General features: G+C 40.0%; 19 protein-coding genes and 1 other annotated feature. Of the genes, 2 read left to right on the forward strand and 17 right to left on the reverse strand.

Annotated elements, in window-relative coordinates; genetic code table 11:
* Window positions 1–18: 18 nt before the first annotated feature.
* The 13 genes from HMPREF3032_RS00605 to yfbR all read right to left on the reverse strand — a co-directional run bounded on the left by HMPREF3032_RS00605 (window position 19) and on the right by yfbR (window position 14709).
* Window positions 19–402, reverse strand: a complete 384-nt coding sequence (locus HMPREF3032_RS00605) for a methylmalonyl-CoA decarboxylase subunit gamma (protein WP_009352906.1) — start codon at window positions 400–402, stop codon at window positions 19–21.
* Window positions 403–461: 59 nt separating this feature from the next.
* On the reverse strand, window positions 462–626 hold the full coding sequence (locus HMPREF3032_RS07615; protein WP_009352831.1) for a methylmalonyl-CoA decarboxylase subunit epsilon: 165 nt from the start codon (window positions 624–626) through the stop codon (window positions 462–464).
* A 16-nt stretch (window positions 627–642) separates the two neighbouring features.
* Window positions 643–969, reverse strand: a complete 327-nt coding sequence (locus HMPREF3032_RS00610) for a methylmalonyl-CoA decarboxylase subunit epsilon (protein ID WP_062401065.1) — start codon at window positions 967–969, stop codon at window positions 643–645.
* Window positions 970–1049: 80 nt separating this feature from the next.
* Entirely contained in the window at window positions 1050–2579 is a 1530-nt protein-coding gene (locus HMPREF3032_RS00615) for a methylmalonyl-CoA decarboxylase subunit alpha (protein WP_062401066.1), read from the reverse strand.
* A 36-nt stretch (window positions 2580–2615) separates the two neighbouring features.
* Window positions 2616–3038, reverse strand: coding sequence for a methylmalonyl-CoA epimerase (gene mce, locus HMPREF3032_RS00620; protein WP_009352819.1), 423 nt, complete (start codon window positions 3036–3038; stop codon window positions 2616–2618).
* Between the two features lie 101 nt (window positions 3039–3139).
* Window positions 3140–4081, reverse strand: coding sequence for a methylmalonyl Co-A mutase-associated GTPase MeaB (gene meaB, locus HMPREF3032_RS00625; RefSeq protein WP_062401068.1), 942 nt, complete (start codon window positions 4079–4081; stop codon window positions 3140–3142).
* Between the two features lie 68 nt (window positions 4082–4149).
* Window positions 4150–4545, reverse strand: a complete 396-nt coding sequence (locus HMPREF3032_RS00630; protein ID WP_009352817.1) for a cobalamin B12-binding domain-containing protein — start codon at window positions 4543–4545, stop codon at window positions 4150–4152.
* Between the two features lie 30 nt (window positions 4546–4575).
* The gene (locus tag HMPREF3032_RS00635; protein WP_062401070.1) at window positions 4576–6222 is read right to left on the reverse strand and encodes an acyl-CoA mutase large subunit family protein; all 1647 of its coding nucleotides are present in this window, start codon (window positions 6220–6222) and stop codon (window positions 4576–4578) included.
* Window positions 6223–6243: 21 nt separating this feature from the next.
* Window positions 6244–7752 (reverse strand): acetyl-CoA hydrolase/transferase family protein, encoded by a 1509-nt coding sequence (locus HMPREF3032_RS00640; RefSeq protein WP_009352985.1) that lies wholly within the window; start codon window positions 7750–7752, stop codon window positions 6244–6246.
* A gap of 660 nt (window positions 7753–8412) precedes the next feature.
* Entirely contained in the window at window positions 8413–9645 is a 1233-nt protein-coding gene (locus HMPREF3032_RS00645; RefSeq protein ID WP_082717762.1) for an O-antigen ligase family protein, read from the reverse strand.
* On the reverse strand, window positions 9618–10910 hold the full coding sequence (locus tag HMPREF3032_RS00650) for a bifunctional folylpolyglutamate synthase/dihydrofolate synthase (protein ID WP_062401074.1): 1293 nt from the start codon (window positions 10908–10910) through the stop codon (window positions 9618–9620). Before HMPREF3032_RS00650 ends, HMPREF3032_RS00645 begins: the two co-directional genes overlap by 28 nt.
* Before the next feature lie 11 nt (window positions 10911–10921).
* A complete protein-coding gene (locus HMPREF3032_RS00655; protein WP_062401076.1) occupies window positions 10922–13582 on the reverse strand; it encodes a valine--tRNA ligase in 2661 nt (886 codons plus the stop codon).
* 124 nt (window positions 13583–13706) lie between these two features.
* Window positions 13707–13917, reverse strand: a binding site (T-box leader).
* 198 nt (window positions 13918–14115) lie between these two features.
* Entirely contained in the window at window positions 14116–14709 is a 594-nt protein-coding gene (gene yfbR / locus HMPREF3032_RS00660; RefSeq protein ID WP_062401078.1) for a 5'-deoxynucleotidase, read from the reverse strand.
* A gap of 102 nt (window positions 14710–14811) precedes the next feature.
* Between yfbR and HMPREF3032_RS00665 the strand changes: the two genes are divergently transcribed.
* On the forward strand, window positions 14812–15546 hold the full coding sequence (locus HMPREF3032_RS00665) for an adenosylcobinamide amidohydrolase (RefSeq protein WP_062401079.1): 735 nt from the start codon (window positions 14812–14814) through the stop codon (window positions 15544–15546).
* Window positions 15547–15617: 71 nt separating this feature from the next.
* Here the strand turns inward: HMPREF3032_RS00665 and HMPREF3032_RS00670 are convergent, their stop codons facing one another.
* Window positions 15618–16595, reverse strand: coding sequence for an asparaginase (locus tag HMPREF3032_RS00670; protein ID WP_062401081.1), 978 nt, complete (start codon window positions 16593–16595; stop codon window positions 15618–15620).
* Between the two features lie 167 nt (window positions 16596–16762).
* On the opposite strand from HMPREF3032_RS00670, the gene HMPREF3032_RS00675 reads away from it, so the two are divergent.
* Window positions 16763–18208 carry an aminoacyl-histidine dipeptidase gene (locus HMPREF3032_RS00675; protein WP_062401083.1) on the forward strand — a complete coding sequence of 482 codons (1446 nt, stop codon included), beginning with the start codon at window positions 16763–16765 and terminating at the stop codon, window positions 18206–18208.
* Window positions 18209–18311: 103 nt separating this feature from the next.
* Here HMPREF3032_RS00675 and HMPREF3032_RS00680 read toward each other — a convergent pair whose 3' ends face one another.
* The 3 genes from HMPREF3032_RS00680 to pheA all read right to left on the reverse strand — a co-directional run bounded on the left by HMPREF3032_RS00680 (window position 18312) and on the right by pheA (window position 21924).
* A complete protein-coding gene (locus tag HMPREF3032_RS00680) occupies window positions 18312–19883 on the reverse strand; it encodes a methyltransferase regulatory domain-containing protein (RefSeq protein ID WP_062401086.1) in 1572 nt (523 codons plus the stop codon).
* Window positions 19884–20309: 426 nt separating this feature from the next.
* The gene (locus HMPREF3032_RS00685; RefSeq protein WP_062401088.1) at window positions 20310–20723 is read right to left on the reverse strand and encodes a PepSY domain-containing protein; all 414 of its coding nucleotides are present in this window, start codon (window positions 20721–20723) and stop codon (window positions 20310–20312) included.
* Window positions 20724–21036: 313 nt separating this feature from the next.
* Window positions 21037–21924: a prephenate dehydratase gene (gene pheA, locus HMPREF3032_RS00690; protein WP_062401090.1), complete on the reverse strand. Its 888-nt coding sequence runs from the start codon at window positions 21922–21924 to the stop codon at window positions 21037–21039.
* Between the last annotated feature and the right edge of the window lie 110 nt (window positions 21925–22034).

Genomic DNA, 22034 nt, shown 5'->3' on the forward strand with positions numbered 1-22034 from the left:
AGCAGTATAAAGTTATGATTAGCCTAAAACAACTAAAGCGTCGCCAGTTGCTACAGTTTGGTTAGCTGCTACGCGAACTTCAGCTACTGTTGCATCATGTGGAGCATAGATTTCATTTTGCATTTTCATAGCTTCTAAGATGCAAAGAAGATCGCCTTTTTTAACTGCTTGACCAGCTGTAACTGCTACGGATAAGATTTTACCTGGCATTGGGCATTTTACTGTTTCTGCGCCTGCTGGAACTGGAGCTGCTGCCGCTGCTGGAGCTGGAGCCGCTGCTGGAGCTGCTTTAGGAGCTGGAGCTGCTGCTTTAGGAGCTGCTGCTACTGGAGCTGCGCCGCCAACTTCATTTACTTCTACTTCATAAACTGTACCGTTTACTGTAACATTGAACTTTTTCATTATAACTTCCTCCTGAATTACCTATTTGTAATGAAACTTTTTCATAAGCTTAGATTAGCTTATAGGGCCTGTAAACGACTAGCTAGTCGCCAAGAATTAGACACTACTGGGCGAATGGATGCAATTTGATTTTGCGAATAGCCCATAGCAACGATAGCACTGACAATAGCTGCTACAACTTCTGTTTCTTTGTTTGCAGCTTGTGCGTTGGTAGTCTTATTCATTAAGTTCTCCTCCAAACTATCTGGTTACATTCCTACCTAGCAGTCTACCGTCCAATTTCCAACCTGTGCTCACAATCGGTCTTACGGAAGCAATTTGTGATTTGGAATATCCCATCGCACATACTGCTGCCACAATGGCTGCAACCACTTCGTCATGTTTTGTTGTGGTACTTGCCACACTAGGAGCTGTGGCTGATGGTACCTCTGCTACCTCAGCCTTAGTTGACTTTTTTTTTGTAGGATCTACTAGATAAATAATATGCATAAGCACGCCTAACAAAATTAGAACGGCGAATACAATTGTCATATTGATGGCCATAATTAGCCACGGATTATCTGTCATACTTTCACCTCATTAATAGAGAACCATGATAGTAGAATCATGCAAGAAGCAAAGTGTGTAGTATGCCTCTAGGAAATAGTTTATAGAGGGATATTACCGTGTTTTTTCGGAGCACGGGTTTCGCGTTTACTTGCCAACATTGCTAATGCATTGATGATAGCAGGTCGAGTATGTTTAGGTTCAATTACCACGTCAACGAATCCACGTTCAGCAGCTTTGTATGGAGTTGCAAACTCTTCTACGTATTTAGCTGTTTTTTCATCTTTATCTTCATCACGTTTGAAAATGATGTTCGCTGCACCAGCAGGTCCCATTACAGCAATTTCAGATGTAGGCCATGCATACACTTGGTCTGCACCCAAATCTTGGGAACACATTGCAAGGTAAGATCCACCATATGCTTTACGAGTGATAACAGTAATTTTAGGTACTGTTGCTTCAGAGTAAGCATATAACATTTTCGCACCGTGACGAATGATGCCGCCCCATTCTTGGTTTGTGCCCGGTAGGAAGCCCGGTACGTCAACGAAGTTTACAACAGGGATATTGAAAGCATCGCAGAAACGGATAAAGCGGGAAGATTTGTCAGATGCATTGATATCTAAGCAACCTGCCATTACGCGTGGTTGGTTAGCAATGATACCTACGCTTTGTCCAGCAAAACGTGCGAAACATGTAATGATATTTTGTGCGTAGTGTGGTTGTACTTCATAGTATTCACCATTATCTACTGTTGCACGAATCACATCAAACATGTCGTAAGGCATATTTGGATTATCTGGAAGTAAAGTATTTAAACCTTCATCTTCACGAGCTGGGTCATCACCAGTGTCAACTAATGGAGTATCTTCCATATTGTTGCTTGGTAAGAAGCTCAACAAGTAACGAATTTGTGCTAAGCAATCATCTTCGTTTTCTGTTGCAAAGTGAGCTACACCAGATACACTGTTATGAGCCATTGCACCACCAAGGTCTTCTGCTGTTACTTCTTCTGCTGTTACAGATTTGATAACTGCTGGACCAGTGATGAACATTTGAGATGTATGTTTAACCATGTAAATGAAGTCAGTTAATGCTGGAGAGTATACCGCACCACCTGCACATGGTCCCATGATAACGGAAATTTGTGGGATAACGCCAGAAGCGTTAGTGTTTTCAAAGAAGATTTTACCGTAGCCAGCTAATGCGTCTACTGCTTCTTGAATACGAGCTCCACCGGAGTCATTGATGCCGATAATAGGAGCGCCCATTTTCATTGCCATACGTTGTGCTTTAACGATTTTAGCAGCGTGCATTTCCCCAAGGGAACCACCTTCTACTGTAAAATCTTGAGCAAAAGCAAATACCAAACGTCCGTCGATAGTACCGTAACCAGTCACTACGCCTTCACCTGGTAATTCTTTTTTCTCTTGACCGAAGTTCACACAACGATGTTTAACGAATTGATCTAATTCAACAAAACTATTTTCGTCGAATAATTTTTCAATACGTTCACGAGCTGTATATTTACCGCTCGCATGTTGTTTTTCTACGCGTTTTTCACCGCCACCTTGTTTAACAGTGGACAGCTTTTTGTGCAATAATTCAATTTTTTCCTGAACCGTTGCCATTTTACACCTCCATAGAATAATTACGGATATAGTTTATTATTTCATACGTTGGCAAAGTTCTAATAAAACACCGCCAGTAGCTTTTGGATGAAGGAATGCAATTGCAGATCCACCAGCACCATAGCGAGGTTCTTCGTCGATTAATTGAACACCTTTTGCTTTTAAGTCAGCAATCGCTGCTTTGATGTCATCAACGCGAAGTGCTACGTGTTGGATACCATTACGGCCACCATTTTTTTCGATGAAACGACCGATAGGGCCATCTGGAGTTGTAGATTCTAAGAACTCAAGTTCAGCATCACCGCAAGGGAAGAAGCTTACTTTTACTTTTTGCTCTTCAACTACTTCATCTTCTGGTAGATGTTCCATACCAAGTGCGTTTTTATAAAACTCTTTTGTTGCTGCCAAGTCAGATACACCGATACCGATGTGGTCTACTTGTAATACTTTGAATGCCATAATAACTCTCCTTTCAAATGAGCTGCAACTCGAAAGTGATTTTTGTCATCTTTCGATTACTTATATGATACCACGATATTAGATTTTTATCATTCTTTTTATTATCTTTTTAAGGACTTTTCTAATACCGAGTTAACAACACTATAAGGGTCGTTAGTTCTATTATTAACAGCTGCTACATCTTGTTTGAAAGCGTCGCTTTCAACCACATGTTCATGAACATAACGCATAATTTGCTCATTGATCATCGCTACTAGTTCATCATGCGTACGTTCTGCACGGCGAGCTGCTAATTCTCCACTATCTTCAAGATATTCAAAGTGTTCATCTAGTGCTTCCACTAATTCATCAACACCTTCATCTTTACTAGCGATAGTTCTCTTAATTGGTGGTCTCCAATCAAGTTCACGAGAATCTAAATCTAGCATCATTTCAATTTCAACATTAAGCTTATCACAGCCATCGCGATCTGCTTTATTGATAGCGAATACATCGCCAATCTCTAAAATACCCGCTTTGATTGCTTGGATATCATCACCTAAACCTGGTACCAATACAACCAATGTAGTATCTGCATTTTTAACGATATCTACTTCGGATTGTCCAACACCTACGGTTTCTATGATAACAAGATCCATGCCAAATGCATCCATTAATTTAACAACATCTGCTGTTTTTTTAGATAATCCACCTAGGCTACCACGTGTACCCATACTACGGATAAATACATTTTCATTTAATGTCAAATCATTCATCCGAATACGGTCACCTAAAATAGCGCCGCCCGAGAATGGACTGGTTGGGTCAACAGCAACGATGCCGATTCTCTTACCTTGTTCTAGATAATGCTTAACCACTTTATCTGTCAATGTACTTTTACCAGCTCCTGGAGCACCTGTGATACCCAAGATACGAGCCTTACCAGTACGTGGATAGATAGATTTCATAATGTCGATCGCATTATCGTATTCATTTTCTACAGCCGTAATCGACCGAGCCAAAGCAAGACGAGAACCTTCTAATAGTTCTTTGATTAAATCCATATTGTCACCGTCCCAATTATATATACGTCTAGGCTCGAACATACATGCCCGAGCCTAGCTCAAGTATATTATTTTACGTTAGCTTTGATGAATTCAATTACATCAGCTGTTGGAGTGCCTGGTGTGAATACTGCGGATACGCCAGCTTCTTTTAAGCCAGGGATATCAGCGTCAGGAATAACGCCACCACCAACTACTAATACATCGCCCATGCCTTTTTCTTTAAGCATTTCAACGATTTTAGGGAACAATGTGTTGTGCGCGCCAGAAAGAAGAGATAACGCAACTACGTTAACGTCTTCAGAAAGAGCAGCTTCAACGATTTGTTCTGGAGTTTGACGAAGACCTGTGTAGATAACTTCGAAACCAGCATCGCGAAGTGCGCGTGCTACTACTTTTGCACCACGGTCATGACCATCAAGACCTGGTTTTGCTACGATTACTCTGATACGTTTTTCTGCCATGATGTTATACCTCCAAATAGGTTCGATTAATTATAGTGTGGAATGAGCTTGGTATTCACCGAATACGCCGCGCAATACGTTACAAATTTCACCTAATGTAGCATATGTTTTAACGGCAGCCAAGATTAATGGCATCAAGTTTACAGATTCATCTTCTGCACCAGCTTTTAATGCTGCTAATGCTGCATCAACTGCTGCTTGATCACGGTCTGCACGAACTTGTTGTGTTTTCTTAGATTGGTTGATACCTACAGAAGCATCGATACGAAGAAGACCTTCAACTGGTTTTTCCTCAACTTGGAATTTGTTAACACCTACGATTGTACGAAGGCCAGATTCCACTTCCATTTGCCATTTATAAGCAGACTCTTGGATTTCTTTTTGGATGTAACCTTTTTCGATAGCTTCAACAGCGCCACCCATTTCATCGATTTTTTGGATGTATGCTTTAGCTTCTTCATAGATAGCATTAGTCATAGCTTCTACATAGTAAGAACCACCCAATGGGTCAACTACGTCAGCTAAACCGGATTCGTAAGCAACGATTTGTTGAGTACGAAGAGCGATTTGTACAGATGCTTCAGTTGGAAGAGCCAATGCTTCGTCACGAGAGTTAGTATGTAAGGATTGAGTACCACCCATTACAGCAGCTGCAGTTTGAAGAGCAACACGAACGATGTTGTTGTCAACTTGTTGTGCAGTCAACATAGAACCAGCTGTTTGAGTATGTACACGTAACATCATGGATTTAGGTTTTTTAGCACCAAAACGTTCTTTCAAGATATGTGCCCATAGACGACGGGATGCACGGAATTTTGCAACTTCTTCTAATACATTGTTGTGTGCATTCCAGAAGAAGGATAAACGACCTGCAAAATCGTCAACTTCTAAGCCAGCTTTAAGAGCTGCTTCGATGTATGCAATACCATCAGCAATTGTGAAAGCGATTTCTTGCGCAGCAGTGGAACCAGCTTCACGAATATGGTAACCGGAGATGGAGATAGTATTCCATTTTGGCACATATTGAGAGCAATATTCGAAAATATTAGTGATTAAACGCATGGATGGTTTTGGAGGGAAGATGTAAGTTCCGCGAGCTGCGTACTCTTTCAAAATATCATTTTGAATTGTACCGCGAAGTTCAGTGGAAGGTACACCTTGTTTTTCAGCAACTGCAATGTACATAGCAAGAAGTACAGATGCAGGAGCGTTGATTGTCATAGAAGTGGAAACTTTGCCTAAGTCGATACCTTGGAACAAGATTTCCATATCTTTTAAGGAGTCAATCGCAACACCTACTTTACCAACTTCGCCTTCAGCCATAACATCATCAGAGTCATAACCGATTTGTGTTGGTAAGTCGAATGCGCAAGAAAGACCAGTTGCACCGGACTCGATTAAGTAACGGTAACGTTTGTTGGACTCTTCAGCAGTTGCGAAACCAGCATACATACGCATTGTCCAGAAACGGCCACGGTACATAGTAGGTTGCACACCACGAGTGTAAGGATAGAATCCTGGGAATCCAAGATCACGTTCATAATCAAAACCTTCTAAATCAAGCGGTGTGTATACCGGTTGTTCTGGTAAGTTTTGACGAGCAGGTACTTTCTCACAGTTTTTAGCGTACGCTGCATCATATTCAGCAAGTTTGGCTTTTAAGTTGTCATTAGCCATGTTCATCATCCTCCTATAAAATTAACCTTGTTTTTTCATGCTTCCTGTTTCAGTGAAGCGTTTATGCCAAGAAAGAGCTTCATCTAATAAGATAGGTGTATGGGCGCCATTTGTCTTTTCAATAGCTCTTTCGAGGTAGTTAAGTAATTCTTGTTTGTAGTCTGGGTGAGCACAGTTTTCAATGATTTTGTATGCTCTTTCAATTGGAGCCAAACCACGAACATCGGCAATACCTTGTTCTGTACAGAATACTTGTACATCATGTTCTGTATGGTCAATGTGGGATACAAAAGGAACGATGGAACTGATGTCTCCGCCTTTTGCTACAGAGTTCGTACAGAAAATGGAGATATAACCATTTCGAGTGAAGTCCCCGGAACCACCGATACCATTCATCATTTTGCTACCCATGATATGAGTAGAGTTTACATTACCAAAGATATCGAATTCAATCGCTGTATTCATAGTGATAACACCAAGTCTACGAGCTAATCCAGGGTTATTGGAAATCTCTTGTGGGCGCAAGAGAATATGTTTGCTGTATTTTTCAATATTGTCATAGAAGCGTTTCAATCCATCTGGGGATGGGGATAATGCTGTACCAGAGCAATCTGTTACTTTACCTGCATCGATTAAGTCCAACATACCATCTTGGATAACTTCTGTGAAAATGGATAAGTTTGTGAAAGGACCTTCCGCCAAGCCAGACACAACAGCATTTGCTACGGAACCTACGCCAGATTGTAATGGCAATAAGTTTTCAGGTAAGCGACCTGCTTTTACCTCTTCTAAGAAGAAGTTAATCAAATGTTGACTCATCGCTTTTGCATCATCATCGATTGGTGCTAGTGGACGAGTTGTGTCAGGTACATCACATGGAACGATAGCTACGATTTTCGCAGGATCACATGGGATGTAATCTGTTCCGATACGATCGCCAGCCGCTTTGATTGGGAATGGCTCACGGTATGGAGGATCTTGTGGTTCATAGATATCGTGCATACCTACCAAAGACATTGGTTGAGATACGTTCACTTCTACGATAACTTTTTTAGCTTGGCTAACAAATGTTGGAGAGTTACCAACGGATGTACTAGGAACGATACCACCATCTTCACGGATGCAAACCGCTTCAATGATAGCTACGTCAGTGTCACCGAAGAAACCATACCGGATTTGTTGAGCCATTTGGCTAAGGTGCATATCAATATAACGAATTTTTTGGCTATTTAAAGCTTTACGAGTATCGTTATTTGTTTGATATGGGAAACGACGACGAATACCGTTTACACGAGTTAACGCTCCGTCTGCTTCATCACCAACTGATGCACCAGTCCAAAGATCAATTTGGAAAGGATCTGATTCCATGCGTTTTGCTAGAGCCAATGGCACTGCTTTAGGGTAACCAGATGGTGTAAAACCACTGATACCTACATGGTCTCCTGGATTAATCAATTTAGCTGCTTCTTCTGCTGTAGTAATTTTTGCTTGCAACGCTGCGCCTTGCACGCGATCTAAAATGTCGATCATACTACCATCTCCTTTAGTTTGAATGACTTATTCAGCTATCTAACAATCACACTATACATTCAATTCTTTTATTTCTATTATGAAAGAAATTTCTTACTTACAAAACTGTTATAGAAATATAAGATTAAATATCTACTCAAAGTGTGACATTTGTTAATTCTCATAAATACTACTCATTTTTCTTATTATTGTCAACCATATATGCAAATATATGCATAATAAGCATACAGAACAGATAAATCCAATGCGAGTATAACTTTTTGTTATACCCTTTATCTACCTATATCTATAAATGTTGGTGTAGTACAACTTTTTTCGATATTTCAACTCTTACACATACACTCTATTTATGTTTATGCATTTCTACGTGTTATATTATTCATAACTAACAGTTATTTGCTTTTATTCTTTTTTGTTATTTCCCAAGTTATAGTTTTTTAGTTTACTGTGTTGGTCCACTCAAAGCTATATAATTAATGATTCCTTTAACTTCAAAACAACAGTATCACTTTTCATATTTCTTAATTCAATATTCATACTCTTCTATAACAATTGATGTATGCAAATATTGTTATAGACAATATACAATCTAAATACAATGATTACTACATATAAAAAGTATAGAGATAGTCATAAGACCTTCTCTATACTTTTTAAGTTTTATATTATTTTTTTATTTCGTATGACACTCATAGAAAAGCCTAATAGTTGCCATAAGACCATACTTACTTGCTGGCTATATAAAGCATGATCAAAGAGACCGCTTACCAAAACAACTACGGTAATCAAGGTCATACTATAGCGATATGGAATGGCAAGGTGCTTTTGTTTTTGTATATTTCTACTATGCCCTAATAAAATTGCTAACAACAAGCACAAGGAAATCGGACCCGTTTCTGCAGCCACTTGCAAATACAAATTATGGGCATGATAGATTATGACCGTTGGATCTTGGATAAAATAATTATAGTCTGGATAGGTCATCCAAAATGCATCCCAACCAATACCAAAGATAGGAAAATCTTCTATCATGTACATAGTGCTATCCCATAATGCCCACCGGAGCATGACCGATGTATCTTGCCCACTAAAAAGCGACCATAATCGACTGGATACTTCCCCATGGTAAAAGAATAACACTAACGGCACTACTAGAAGAGCATATAATAGTCTTCGCTCTACACAAATACCTGCCACAAATACAACAATAGCCAAACTAAGCCACATGCCTCTCGAATAAGTAAGAACAAGGCATAGTAGCATACATATGACTGCTAATGCCATGCAGGTAAAGCGTTTCCAATCTTTAGCTTTCAATACCTGTATCGTTCCTAATCCACCAACGGATAGGACAAACAATAAATACTCACCCAATAAATTAGGGTTCTGTAACGTCCCATACATGCGTCGCATGAGTCCTGGAAAATGAACATTATCCACCCATTCATGAATATGTTCCGGAGTCATATAAAAATACTGATACCCCGCACCTAAGCACACGAGAACTCCAGTCATACAAAATAAGGACAAAAACGTTTTCTGCCGTAATTCATTATCTATATAATATGTCATCAACCAATAGATACTGCCATACATACCTATATGGTAAAACCAGCTCATAGCCGACCATTGTATATTCATGGAATTAACGATAGAAAATCCCGTCCAAAGAATAAACCCCAGAACTGCCCATTGTAGCCAATGTAAGGCCCCAGAAAATCGTTGCCTATCAAATAGCAATGCTAGTATCCCCGCCACAAGGACAAGAATATTGCCACCTATGGGTACTAAGGGAATGCACACGGTGGCTCCATAGAGGAGGTAGACTATCCATTGGTCCACAGATAGTCTACGTAGGGCATCCATTAGTGCCCCATTTCTTGGGCGAGCCATTGTTGCACATCCCCAAGAATATATAAGGATCCCACCACAGCGATGATATCGCCTTCCTTAGTTATTTTCATAGCATGGTCTAAGCCCTCTTGGATTGTCTCCATAGGATCTGCTTGGACGGGCATTTGTTTTGCCAACTGTTGCGGCGCAATGCCTCGTGGTGTTGGTGCTGGCACCGTAATAACACGGTCTTTTTGTCCCACTAAATAACTAACCATAGTGGATACATCTTTATCTTCCAAAATTGATAAAACCACAGTTTTCGCTTTTTCTGGATACAGTTCATTGAAAGTCATAGAAAAGGCTTCTGCTCCGCTCGCATTATGAGCCCCATCTAAAATGATTGTCCTGCCATGGACTTTGAAGGTTTCAAACCGTCCTGGCCAAGTAGCACGAGCTAAGCCTTCACGGTACGTTTCTTCGCTCACTGCTTGTTCTTTGTCTTTCAGGATTTGCAATACCCTTGCTGCACACGCTAAATTCAGGGCTTGATGGATACCATGCATAGAAGTAAAGAGCATGTCTTTATGTCCTTCTTTATCTTTTACAGTAATCATTTGTCCCATCGCCATCGCACTGCGACTATCGATGGTAAAGTCCTCATTGAACACATGGTAGGTCACGCCTAGAGAACGAGCCGTTTCCTTGATCACATCTAGAGCGCTCCCTTGAGCTGCTGTTACAAGAGGTACTCCTTGTTTGATGATACCTGCTTTATGGCGGGCAATCTCCTCTACGGTATCTCCACAGTACGCTTGATGGTCAATGGTCACATTTGTAATTACTGCCACTTCTGGAGTGATGACATTCGTAGAGTCTAGTAATCCACCTAAGCCTACTTCGATAACGGCATAGTCCACACCTTGTTCTTGGAAGAATAGGAATGCCGCTGCTGTTAAGATTTCAAATTGTGTGGGTGCTTCCACACCGCGATCCATGATGGTTTTCACAGCATGGCTTACACGTTCAATCAAATCAGCAAAAGCCTCTTCTGTAATGCAGGCCGTATTCACACGCATGCGCTCCGTGTAGGATTGCAGATGCGGGGACGTAAATATCCCCACTCGAAGCCCGCTCATATACAAGCCATAGGTAATATAAGTAGAAACAGACCCTTTTCCATTCGTTCCTGTGACATGAATCGTTTTATATGTATGTTGTGGATTTCCTAGCTCTTCTAATAGCGCTGTAATCCGTTCTAATCCTGGATGAATCCCAAAGGAGGCTACCTCTTCTAGGTAGGCAATCGCTTCCGTATAATTCATGATGGATCTCCTTATGCTAATGTTTTTAAGAACTCTTCACGTTCGTTCAAGGCTTGTTGTTTTTGTTTGTATTCTTCCAATTTTTCTTTTTCTTTCGCTACTACCGCTTCAGGAGCTTTCGCTAAGAATCCTTGGTTGTTCAATTTACCTTCTAAACGAGCGATTTCTTTCAATACTGTGGCTTGTTCTTTGGCGATACGTTCTTTTTCTTTGTCTGCGTCAATTAAATCTTTCAACAACAAGTACACTTCTAAGCCGTTCACCACAGTTACTGTAGCGTTTTCTGGTTTTGGCGCATCTGGTGAAAGTACTGTTACTTTTTCTGCCCAACCTAAGGTATGGAAGTAATCACCATGGGTTTCTAAGATACCTTTCAATTCTTCTGTAGCAGGCACTAAGATAACTTCAGAACGTTTGCCCATTGGTACATTCATTTCTGCACGCATGTTACGGATACCTTTAATGCCGTCCATCATCACATTCATATGTGCCGCTGCAGAGCCGAAACCTTCCATGGATAATGTACTTGGCCATGGAGCAACCATGATGCTCTCCCCTTCATGTGACAAGTGTTGCCAAATATGTTCTGTTACGAATGGCATGAATGGGTGCAATAATTCCATCATATGACGAAGAATGGATACCAATAGGTATTGAGCTGTTTGACGGTCACGGCCACCTTCTTTGTTGTACAAACGAGGTTTCGCTAATTCAATGTACCAGTCGCAGTACGTATTCCAAATGAAATCGTATACAGCGCTCGCTGCTTCCCCTAATTCAAATTTATCAAGGTTATTCGTAATGTTTGTGACTGTTTTATTGTATTCTTCTAGAATCCATTTATCTGCCAATGTGTAGTCTTCTGCGCTTGGTACAAAACTTTCATCAAAGCCTTCTAAGTTCATCAACACAAATTTGGATGCATTCCAAATTTTATTAGCGAAATTACGGTTTGCTTCCACACGTTCCATGTAAAAACGCATATCGTTCCCCGGTGTATTGCCTGTTACCAAGGTAAAGCGCAACGCATCGGCACCGTATTCTTCGATCACTTCTAATGGATTGATACCATTGCCCAAGGATTTACTCATTTTGCGACCTTGGCTATCACGTACTAGGCCATGAATGAATACGTGTTTGAAAGGAATTTCTTCTTTAAATTCTAAGCCCATAAAAATCATACGAGCTACCCAGAAGAAGATAATGTCATACCCTGTTACCATGACGCTAGTTGGATACCAATGTTTCACTTCCTCTGTATTGTCAGGCCAACCCATTGTGGCAAATGGCCATAAAGCGGAGCTGAACCATGTATCTAGTACGTCTGGATCTTGTTCTACTTTGCCATGGCAATGTGGACATTCTGTCAATGTTTCTGTCGTTACAATCGTTTCCCCACAATCTTGACAGTACCACGCTGGGATACGATGTCCCCACCACAATTGACGAGAAATACACCAATCACGAATAGACTCTAACCAGTTGGTATATGTTTTAGTAAAACGTTCTGGTACAAATTCAATAGATTTATCACGTACCACTTCTAAGGCAGGTTTTGCCAATGGCTCCATAGATACGAACCACTGTTTCGACACCATAGGTTCTACTGTCGTGTTACAACGAGAACAATGACCTACACTATGCCCATGTTCTTCCACTTTTTCTAATAAACCTTGAGCCTCAAGTTCTGCTACTACTTGTTTACGCGCTAATTCACGAGGCATGTTCACAAAGTGACCTGCTCCTGCATTCATGGTGCCATCTGGGTTCATCACCACGATACTTTCTAAGTTATGGCGTTGTCCCATTTCAAAGTCATTAGGGTCATGAGCTGGAGTGATTTTTACGCAACCAGTACCGAAAGATTGATCTACGTATTCATCAGCAATGATTGGGATATGCCGATTCACGAATGGAAGCAATAATTCTTTGCCTACTAAATGGGCATAGCGCTCGTCGTTAGGGTTCACCGCTACGGCTACGTCACCAAACATCGTTTCAGGGCGTGTGGTAGCTACTGTTAAAAATACATCTTCTTCCCCGATCACAGGATATTTAATATGCCATAAATGACCATTTTCATCTTCGTGTTCTACTTCGATATCGGATAAAGCTGTCAAACAATTAGGGCACCAGTTAGTGATGCGTTCTCCACGATAGATTAAACCTTTTTCGTATAACTCTACGAATACTTTTAATACTGCTTCATGGTAACCTTCATCCAAGGTAAAACGCTCTCTCGTCCAGTCACAAGAAGCACCTAAACTACGGATTTGTTTTACGATGGTGCTACCGTACTCTTGTTTCCACTCCCATACACGTTTCAAGAACTCTTCACGACCTAAATCATGACGAGATTTTCCCTCTATTTTCATGATATTTTCTTCTACTTTTACTTGCGTTGCAATCCCTGCATGGTCTGTACCAGGCATCCACAACACGTTATAGCCTTGCATACGTTTCGTACGAATCAAAATATCTTGCAAGGTGTTATCAAGGGCATGACCCATGTGTAATTGGCCTGTTACATTTGGTGGTGGTAACACAATGCTAAACGGCTCTTTATTCGTATCTACTTCCTCGTGAAAGTACCCTTTCTCTTCCCAATATGTATACCATTGTTGTTCAATCTCTTTTGGATTGTAAGTTGTGAGATTTTTATATTCCTTCATATGTCCTCCTACTTCAAATATATCTTTACATTGCTACCCTTCAATCAGCATATTTCTATGATAAACTTGCAGAGTCGCAAAAATGATAGATATTCTTTAGTATATACAAAAAGACCCCTTCGTCCATTAGGACGAAAGGGTCTATACTTCCGCGGTACCACCTAGATTATTGCCGTAGCAATCACTCATTATCGTTAACGCTGATCAGCGGGCACACTTACTCTAGTTCACCATGCCAACTCCGAGGCTACCCTCTTTCTATTACATACATTGTTCCACCAACCCAATGCTCTCTGTGATGCGTTCAAAAGATTTTTCCTCTTCTTAGTCATTATCTATATAATATTAGTATACGTGAAAGCATGTAATGACGTCAATATGACAAACTATAAACCCTCTATATTTTCTAGAGATAGTACAGGTTCCCCTTAATAACAATCCCAGGGTTCTTTTTAGACACCTTTAAAGCCTGCATAGTTGTACTCGTATAGGTAACATGTCCTTTGCATACATGAAAAGTAATAAGTACACTCTTACTTTGTAAAAGACACATTCATTTCATCTAAAGACTTTGTCAAGCTCGGAACATACACTTTCAAAAATAAATTCACCTCTGGTAAATTCATATCCTGCAAACGTTTATAAATACTGTCATAGGCTGCATTAAACTCATCATTACCAGCAGCTTTTTCTGTGACGCATTTCATAAATGCTGACATCGTATCTGCTGCTTTAATTAAGACTACATATTCATCAGAGCTACCTAATAAAGCTTCCTCATAGCACGGTTGAACCTCTTCTGGCAATGTGTGCCACAAAGTTTCATTTGCCAACTGTTCTACTTCCCCATAGAGGGCGCGCAACTTAGGGTTAAAATATTTTACCGGTGTCGGCATATCTCCTGTAAAAACTTCACTCACATCGTGATACATAGCCAATACCGCTAATCGGTTCACATCTACAGCCCCATCAAAATAGGTATTCCGTAACACGCCTAATTGGTGCGCAATCATAGCTGTTTCCAAACTATGGCCTTGTAAGTTTTCTACTTCTGTATTGCGCATTAAGCTCCAGCGCTGAATATATTTCATACGCTGCAATAGCGCAAAAAAATGACTCTCTTCCATGATAGACTCCTCCTCAATAATTATATAATCTATTATACTATCCTAGTTCTTTTTATGGTACTATAACTATATAAAATAACATGTTACTTACTAGGAGGATATATGCCCAATTACAATCAATACAAGGTTCCTACTACACTACGTAGTGGTGGCTACGTGGATATCCATAGTTCAGCCATTACCGTGACCTATGATATGCCCTATTATGCCATCAGCACGAGCCCTTTCAACGGTGGCCTGCACCATGTCATGGCAGTACGCAATCAACAACTCACATTTTTCGTCAACGATGAAAGTGAATTGCCTGGTGGGTCCACCTCTGCCTATTTAGCAAAAGAGTGCGTTCAATTAGACTTACCCATCCATTTCTGTACCGCTTTACTAACCACTGCCTCTATGAATCGTCACGCCTATGTCTGTCAGTCAGAGGGTTCCATTATCATAGAAGTAATCGCTACAGCGGGGGTTGAAAAAACAGCTCATCGAGCTGGTGATGGGTATACCTACTATGAAAAAGATGGAGTTTTTCACGCTGGAGGCACCATCAATCTCTTAGTCTTTACTAATTGTGCACTTACTGATGGAGCACTTACAAAATCACTTCTCACAATTACCGAAGCCAAAACAGTGGCACTTCAATCTATAGGAATCACTAGCGTTCTATCTAATCAGCCTGCCACTGGTACATCCACAGATGGCGTCATCATGACCATCGACCCAAACGGAGAGCTTCTGACAGATACAGGAACCTTCTCCCAATTTGGTGACACCTTAGCTAAAGCCGTGCGAAGTGCTATAGAAAAAGCATTAGAAAACACAGCTACCTTGGATCTATAAATATACGGGCTTTTTGCTACCATTTCATTAACCTAGACCTCTATAGAATGCATAGCAGAACAAGAGATGCCTTAATAGAGTGCAAATAAGCTCTCTAAATCTTCTCGACTTCGTTCTTGTTGTAAAGCCAACATCAAAAGAATTCTAGCTTTCACAGGTGACAAGGAATCGCTAACGATAAAGCCTTCTTTTACATCTGATGAATTACTGGACACAATACCATTTCCAATGCGAGATGATCGTACTTTGGGAATGGTAATTTTTTTGAGCGTATCTCGTACAGCCTGTGGCAATGTGCCATGCCCAAAACCACCCACAATTAACCCTTGTGATCGACTTGCTACCATAGTTAGTATTTCTGTATCCATACCTCCATAGAGATTCACAATTCCCACTTGTGGCAATTCCACTTCCTCACGCAAAATAAATTCGCTGTCACTTGTATGCTTACGACACGGAGTATAGTAAAAATAAGCCTTTCCATTTTGTATGCACCCCATATGACCTAATTGGGCATTTCCAAAGGTAGCCACATCGGTGGTATGTAACTTTGCTACCTCTCTACCGCTATCAATGTATCCATTCATCACCACAAGAACACCTTGGTGAATAGCACTTTCACTGCGCGCCACTTGCACTGCTTGCAGCAAATTCACCGGACCATCAGCACTAAGTGCTGTTGCAGGACGCATGGAACCAGTCATCACAACCGGTTTCTTCGTATGTACTGTCAATTGCAAGAAATACGCAGTTTCCTCCATCGTATCTGTGCCGTGGGTAATAACAATACCACCTATATCATCTCGCTCAGCCACTTCATTCACAAGTAATGCTAACCGTACCCAACGATAAGGGCTCATTTCAGAACTATCTATATTAGAGAATTGCACACTTTCAAAAGGACCATACTCATTCAAGGCAGGCACAGCCTGCATCAAATCATCTATACCAATCGATCCCGCTCTATATTCCGTTAATGCACTAGACCCATTTCCTGTACCTGCAATGGTACCTCCTGTGCCTATAATCATAATCTTTGTATCCTTCATGTGATAACCTCCTTTGAAATCACTATTCTTATTATAGCATTCCTTGGCATACCATTGACATAGACTTTCATCATAAAAGAATCGTTTATTCTTATATTGACCCCTTACGGCTAATAGAGTATAGTTATTTTATTGAATATTTCATCCATCCTAAGAAAGGGTTTATTATGACACATACTAACTATACAACTAATGTATTACACTGGTTCCGTGAAATCAGTCAAATCCCTCGTGAATCTGGCAATGAGCAGGGTATTAGCGATTTTCTAATGCAATTTGCCAAAGATAGAGGTTTAGAAGCAGAACAAGACGAAGAATTAAATGTCATCATTCGTGCTAATGCAACTGCTGGCTATGAAAATCATCCATCCATCATTTTACAAGGTCATATCGATATGGTGGCAGAAAAATCTGACACATCCACTCACGATTTTTCCAAGGACCCCATCGAGCTGATTGAAGAAGGTGAATGGTTGCACGCCAACGAAACTACTCTAGGTGCCGATAATGGCATCGCTGTGGCGATGGCACTGGCCGTGCTAGATGATCCAACCATCCCGCATGGACCTTTAGAATGCCTATTTACCACTAATGAAGAAACAGGTATGAATGGTGCCATGGCTGTGAAAGGCGACCGCTTACACGGACAATATTTGCTCAATATCGATACAGAACAAGAACATGAGTTTATTGTAGCCTGTGCTGGGGGCTGTCGTTTGGACCTTACCTTACCAACGAATGCTGTACCAACACCAGCTAGATTAACTGCTTTGAAAGTCTCCGTAGATGGACTTCATGGTGGTCACTCCGGCATTGAAATTGGTGAACAACTTGGTAATGCTGTGACAATCCTAGCTCGCTTATTAGTGGAAGCACAACAAGAATCCCCTATTTCTTTAAGCCATTTTACAGGTGGTTCTAAACATAATGCGATTCCTCGCTTTGCAGAGGCAACTATTCTTTGCCAACCTTCTGATGCAGATGCATTACAAGCTCATATTCAAGGCAACGCTGAGATCATTCGTCACGAATTATCTCCACAAGATCCAAATCTACAAGTGAAAGTCACTCCTTGTGACACACCTGCTACAATCTATAGTGATGCACAAGCACACACCTTCTTGCAATTCTTATACTTAGCACCTCATGGTGTATTTGGTATGAGTAAAAAGTTAGAGGGCTTAGTAGATACCAGCAACAATATCGCTATCGTAGAAGATAATGACACACAATTAGATATTCTTATCTCCGTACGTAGCTTGACTATGAGTCAACTAGCATACCTACGTGACCGCATCATGACATTGGCAAAAGCACATGGCTTCACGGCTTCCGAGCAAGGTCATTACCCAGCTTGGGAATACGAACGTGGTAGCCGTTTAGAAGAACAAGCGATTGCTCTATACAAAGAGGTAATCGGTGTAGAACCTCACGTAACAGCCGTACATGCAGGCCTTGAATGTGGCTTATTAAAAGCACAATTACCGAATACACAAATGATTAGCTTTGGTCCTACTATCTTAGGTGCTCATACTCCAAAAGAACGGTTACACTTGCCAGCAGTAGATACAGTATCTAAATTCTTATTAACCTTATTAGAAAAATTACAATAACATAATCAATAAAAGAGCTGTACTCACATGTCAATTAGACATGCTAGTACAGCTCTTTTTATAATCATCTTGCTTCCACTACCTAAGCTATCTGCCAATAGTTCTAGTTATTACGCAAGAAACCAAGTTGACCTAAATCATCTAATGTACTATCTACCACAGTATGGCCTTGTAACGGCACTACTTCACCAGATGGTTTCGTTTCATCTACTTTCAAAATTTTATCCGCTACTTTGTAAAGTTCTTCCAACGTTTTAGGTGTTTCCAATTCTTTCATCATCAGTACATGGGCGGAGTTAAAGCCTGTAATGCTGTCGTTGTATAAGTCGGAGATATTGATGAACTTATGGCCGCCTCTATCCACAACAGTTTGTACATAATTAGCCATCTCTTTTGGCACTGTGGACATACCTTCTTGGAATGTATTGATGTCTTTTTTCTCCGTCACAGGTACAATGAATCCACATAACAAGAAACGAATAAGCATACTGTATAATTCTATTTCATTGTATTCTGCACCATTCTGCAATCGTTCCAGTTCTGCTTTACAATCTGTGACATTAAAGAATTCTCCTTTTCGGCATTGATTTACAACGGCTTGCTCTATAGCATTGTCAGTATCCTTCAACTCTTTACCTTTATTAACCATACCAAAATACAAAGAATCTAAAGTTTCAATTAAAAACTCTTCATTATGGCGTAGTAAATGAGCTTGCGACTCATGGCATAATAGGGAACGACGGAATTGTGTATCATAATAAAAATCTAGAATTTGTTCCTTTGTATTCCAATCTCCACCTGACATAGTATTAATTAATTTTCTGCGTTCTTGTTTCATCCAAGTAATCGCCGACAATTGGAAATCTGTATCCGCTACATATACCATGTTATAGTTTTTAGATCTCTTAATGAAATCACTCACATATACCGGATCATTGATAGGTTCTAAATATTCATGAGCAATATAGTAGGTTTTATGATTCAATGCTGAATCAAAGCTATTTGTTTTCCACTCCAAGGTAGGAACAATATCTTTAGACTCTTTAATAAGCTCATTCATATGATATACAAAGGAAATTCCTTTTTCTGTACGTTCTAATAAATCCATACCTTGATCATTTTGTGTGGCAAACATCATCATTTCACGAACTTGGTTCAATCGATGCCAACCTGGGTATACATTATAAGAAATATAGGCTACCCCACGTTCGGACAAGTTTACATTACAGATTTCTAAAATTTTATCTTTTACCACATCTGGCACCCAAGACCAAATCCCATGAACGATAATATAATCAAAGGTTCCAAAGTCTTTGTCAATTTTTAGAATATCTTGTTCTACTAATTTTACATTTTTTAACTCCATAGCGTTGATGATTTCGTTACCAATTTCAATTTGAGATTCGCTAAGATCCACCCCTACAAAAGTAGCCCCTTGGTGATACACAGCCTGCCCAATGATATTCCCACCCATAGAACAACCTAGTTCTAACACACGAGCCTCTTTAGCTGGAACTGGATTTAACCCCCACAATTTTGCCTTTGCTTCTAAACTGTTAATAGAGGTAACCCCAAAAGATTTAGACGGATACACTAATTCATTATAGGAATTTTTTAAGTGTTCGATTACCTCTGTTTCTTCTTTTGTAATCGATGTATTTTGGTTTAACTTCATTTATAATTCCTCTCTTATATTTTCTACATAGAACAATCTAATCTATAAGGTCATAACATTTCTTATATTCAATGTAATCAATTTAATTATAGCAAAGTATCCTAATTTTTGCGAATATTCTATGGACTTAGTTTATGATACCTCGCATTCATTATCCATGCTATGATGACTACTAACACAGGTACTAAGTATCCTATACATAATACTACTTAGCTATTAAAACTCTATCCATAGAAGCAAAAAATACCTAACCCAAAACTTAGGTTAGGTATTCTTAATGCATCCAATGATATTCTATATCATAAGAATCTGTCACTAGGTATTATTCTGCAATTTGTACTGGCACAACAGTAGTCGCTTGCAATACATTGCCTACTCGTTTCGGTACCACAGTGTTAAAGACTATCGTATTTAAAATAAAAACTATTAATGCCCTTCTTTAACTTGGAAGATCTCCCCAGTAACAGCGTCGATTTTAATTTCTACTTCCCGTGTTAAGGTTTCCCCATCGATTTCATAATGAGCACGACCATGATCTGTATCGAACTTGACTTTTTCAATTCGATAGTCAGGGTATGCTGTTTTGAAGATTTCCATCGCTTTTTCTTGCGTAATTTGTACTTGTTGCTGCGTTGCTTGTGGCGCTACAGCTCCAGTTTGTTGTACAGCGTTACTTGTCGTTCCTGCTGGTGTCCCATTCACCACTGGCGTTACTTGGACTGACCCTTTTACAGCTGGAATGGCACGTGTATACTGTTCACGATCGTGATACCAGAACCACCCCATTGCACAACCTGTCACGATTACGCCTACTAAAAAAGAAATAATGCTTCGTTTCATACTATGTCTCCTTACTCAAATTTCACATTCTTAATACTCACATAGAAATTGGCGATCGCCTATACTAGATTTGCATAGTACATTAGTATAATATGTCTGCATAATACATCTACACAGTATATCTATATATTTCTATATAGTTCATAGAAATATAGTATCATACCTCTATTTCTGTGGGCAAGGGGGTAAATCCAAACTTCACCAAACTTTTAAATTACTCCTCTTATACTACCCATCATTACAACATCTAGAAATCGCAAAACATTATGTCTCTATATTAGCATTCTATAGCATCAAAATTCTGATTGAACCCTCACAGTACATTATAGATTTTATAATGTCCTAACACTTGCAAGTAATTGGACAGTTCTCGCACTTCTGTTAAAGCTTGTTGTACTACTTCTTCACGGCCTTCCCCTTCTATATCAATGTAGAAAAAGTACTCCCACGGCGTGTGCATACATGGTCGTGACTTGATATTCACCATGTTCAGCTGATGATCTTCAAAGACTCGTAATACTTTCACCAGTGCTCCTGGAGTATTCGGTGTTTGTACAATGATACTTAACTTATGGGCATCATGAATCACTACATCCTTGTGGGTAATAATGAAGAATCGTGTAAAGTTTTCCTTGAAGTTCGCAATGTCTGGCGCCAATAATGTGAGTCCATATAGTTCTTTAGCGGATGCATTGGCAATGCATGCTTTCGTGATATCCTGGGTATCGCTTACATATTTCGCACTCATAGCGGTATTGTTCATAGGACCTAGTTGCCACGAACTGTGTGTCGCCAAAAATTGTGAACACTGCATGAGTGCTTGCTCGTGGGAGTACACTTCTTGAATCGTGTCAAGGCTAGCCCCCGGTATCCCCAACAAACTATGGCTAATACGATGTCGTACTTCTCCTACGATGTGGATATTCTTATCCTTGATTAAATCCGTACTATCTCGCACTTCTCCAACAATGGAGTTTTCAATAGGCAATATAGCATAATCGATGCGCCCTTCGTGAACAGCCTGTACGAGCTCACGATGACTTTGACAGCGCTCAATCCGTTGTCCTTCCACGGATCCGCCTTTTTCTATATATTTTGAAAGTACATTCTGTAACACTTCATAAGCATAAGCCCCAGGTACACCTGTATAGCCTAGCACAGAGTGTGCCAACTGTAGATCTGTAACTCGTTCATCTGACATAGTAACTCCTCCTACATTCCGTTCCCAACACTGACATATGTACACTATTATACACAAAAGTACATGAAACCTTAACTAGTATATATATTTCTTGTGAGATAGGTCTGTAC

The organism is Veillonella sp. DNF00869, from assembly GCF_001553345.1.
Lineage (GTDB): Bacteria > Bacillota > Negativicutes > Veillonellales > Veillonellaceae > F0422.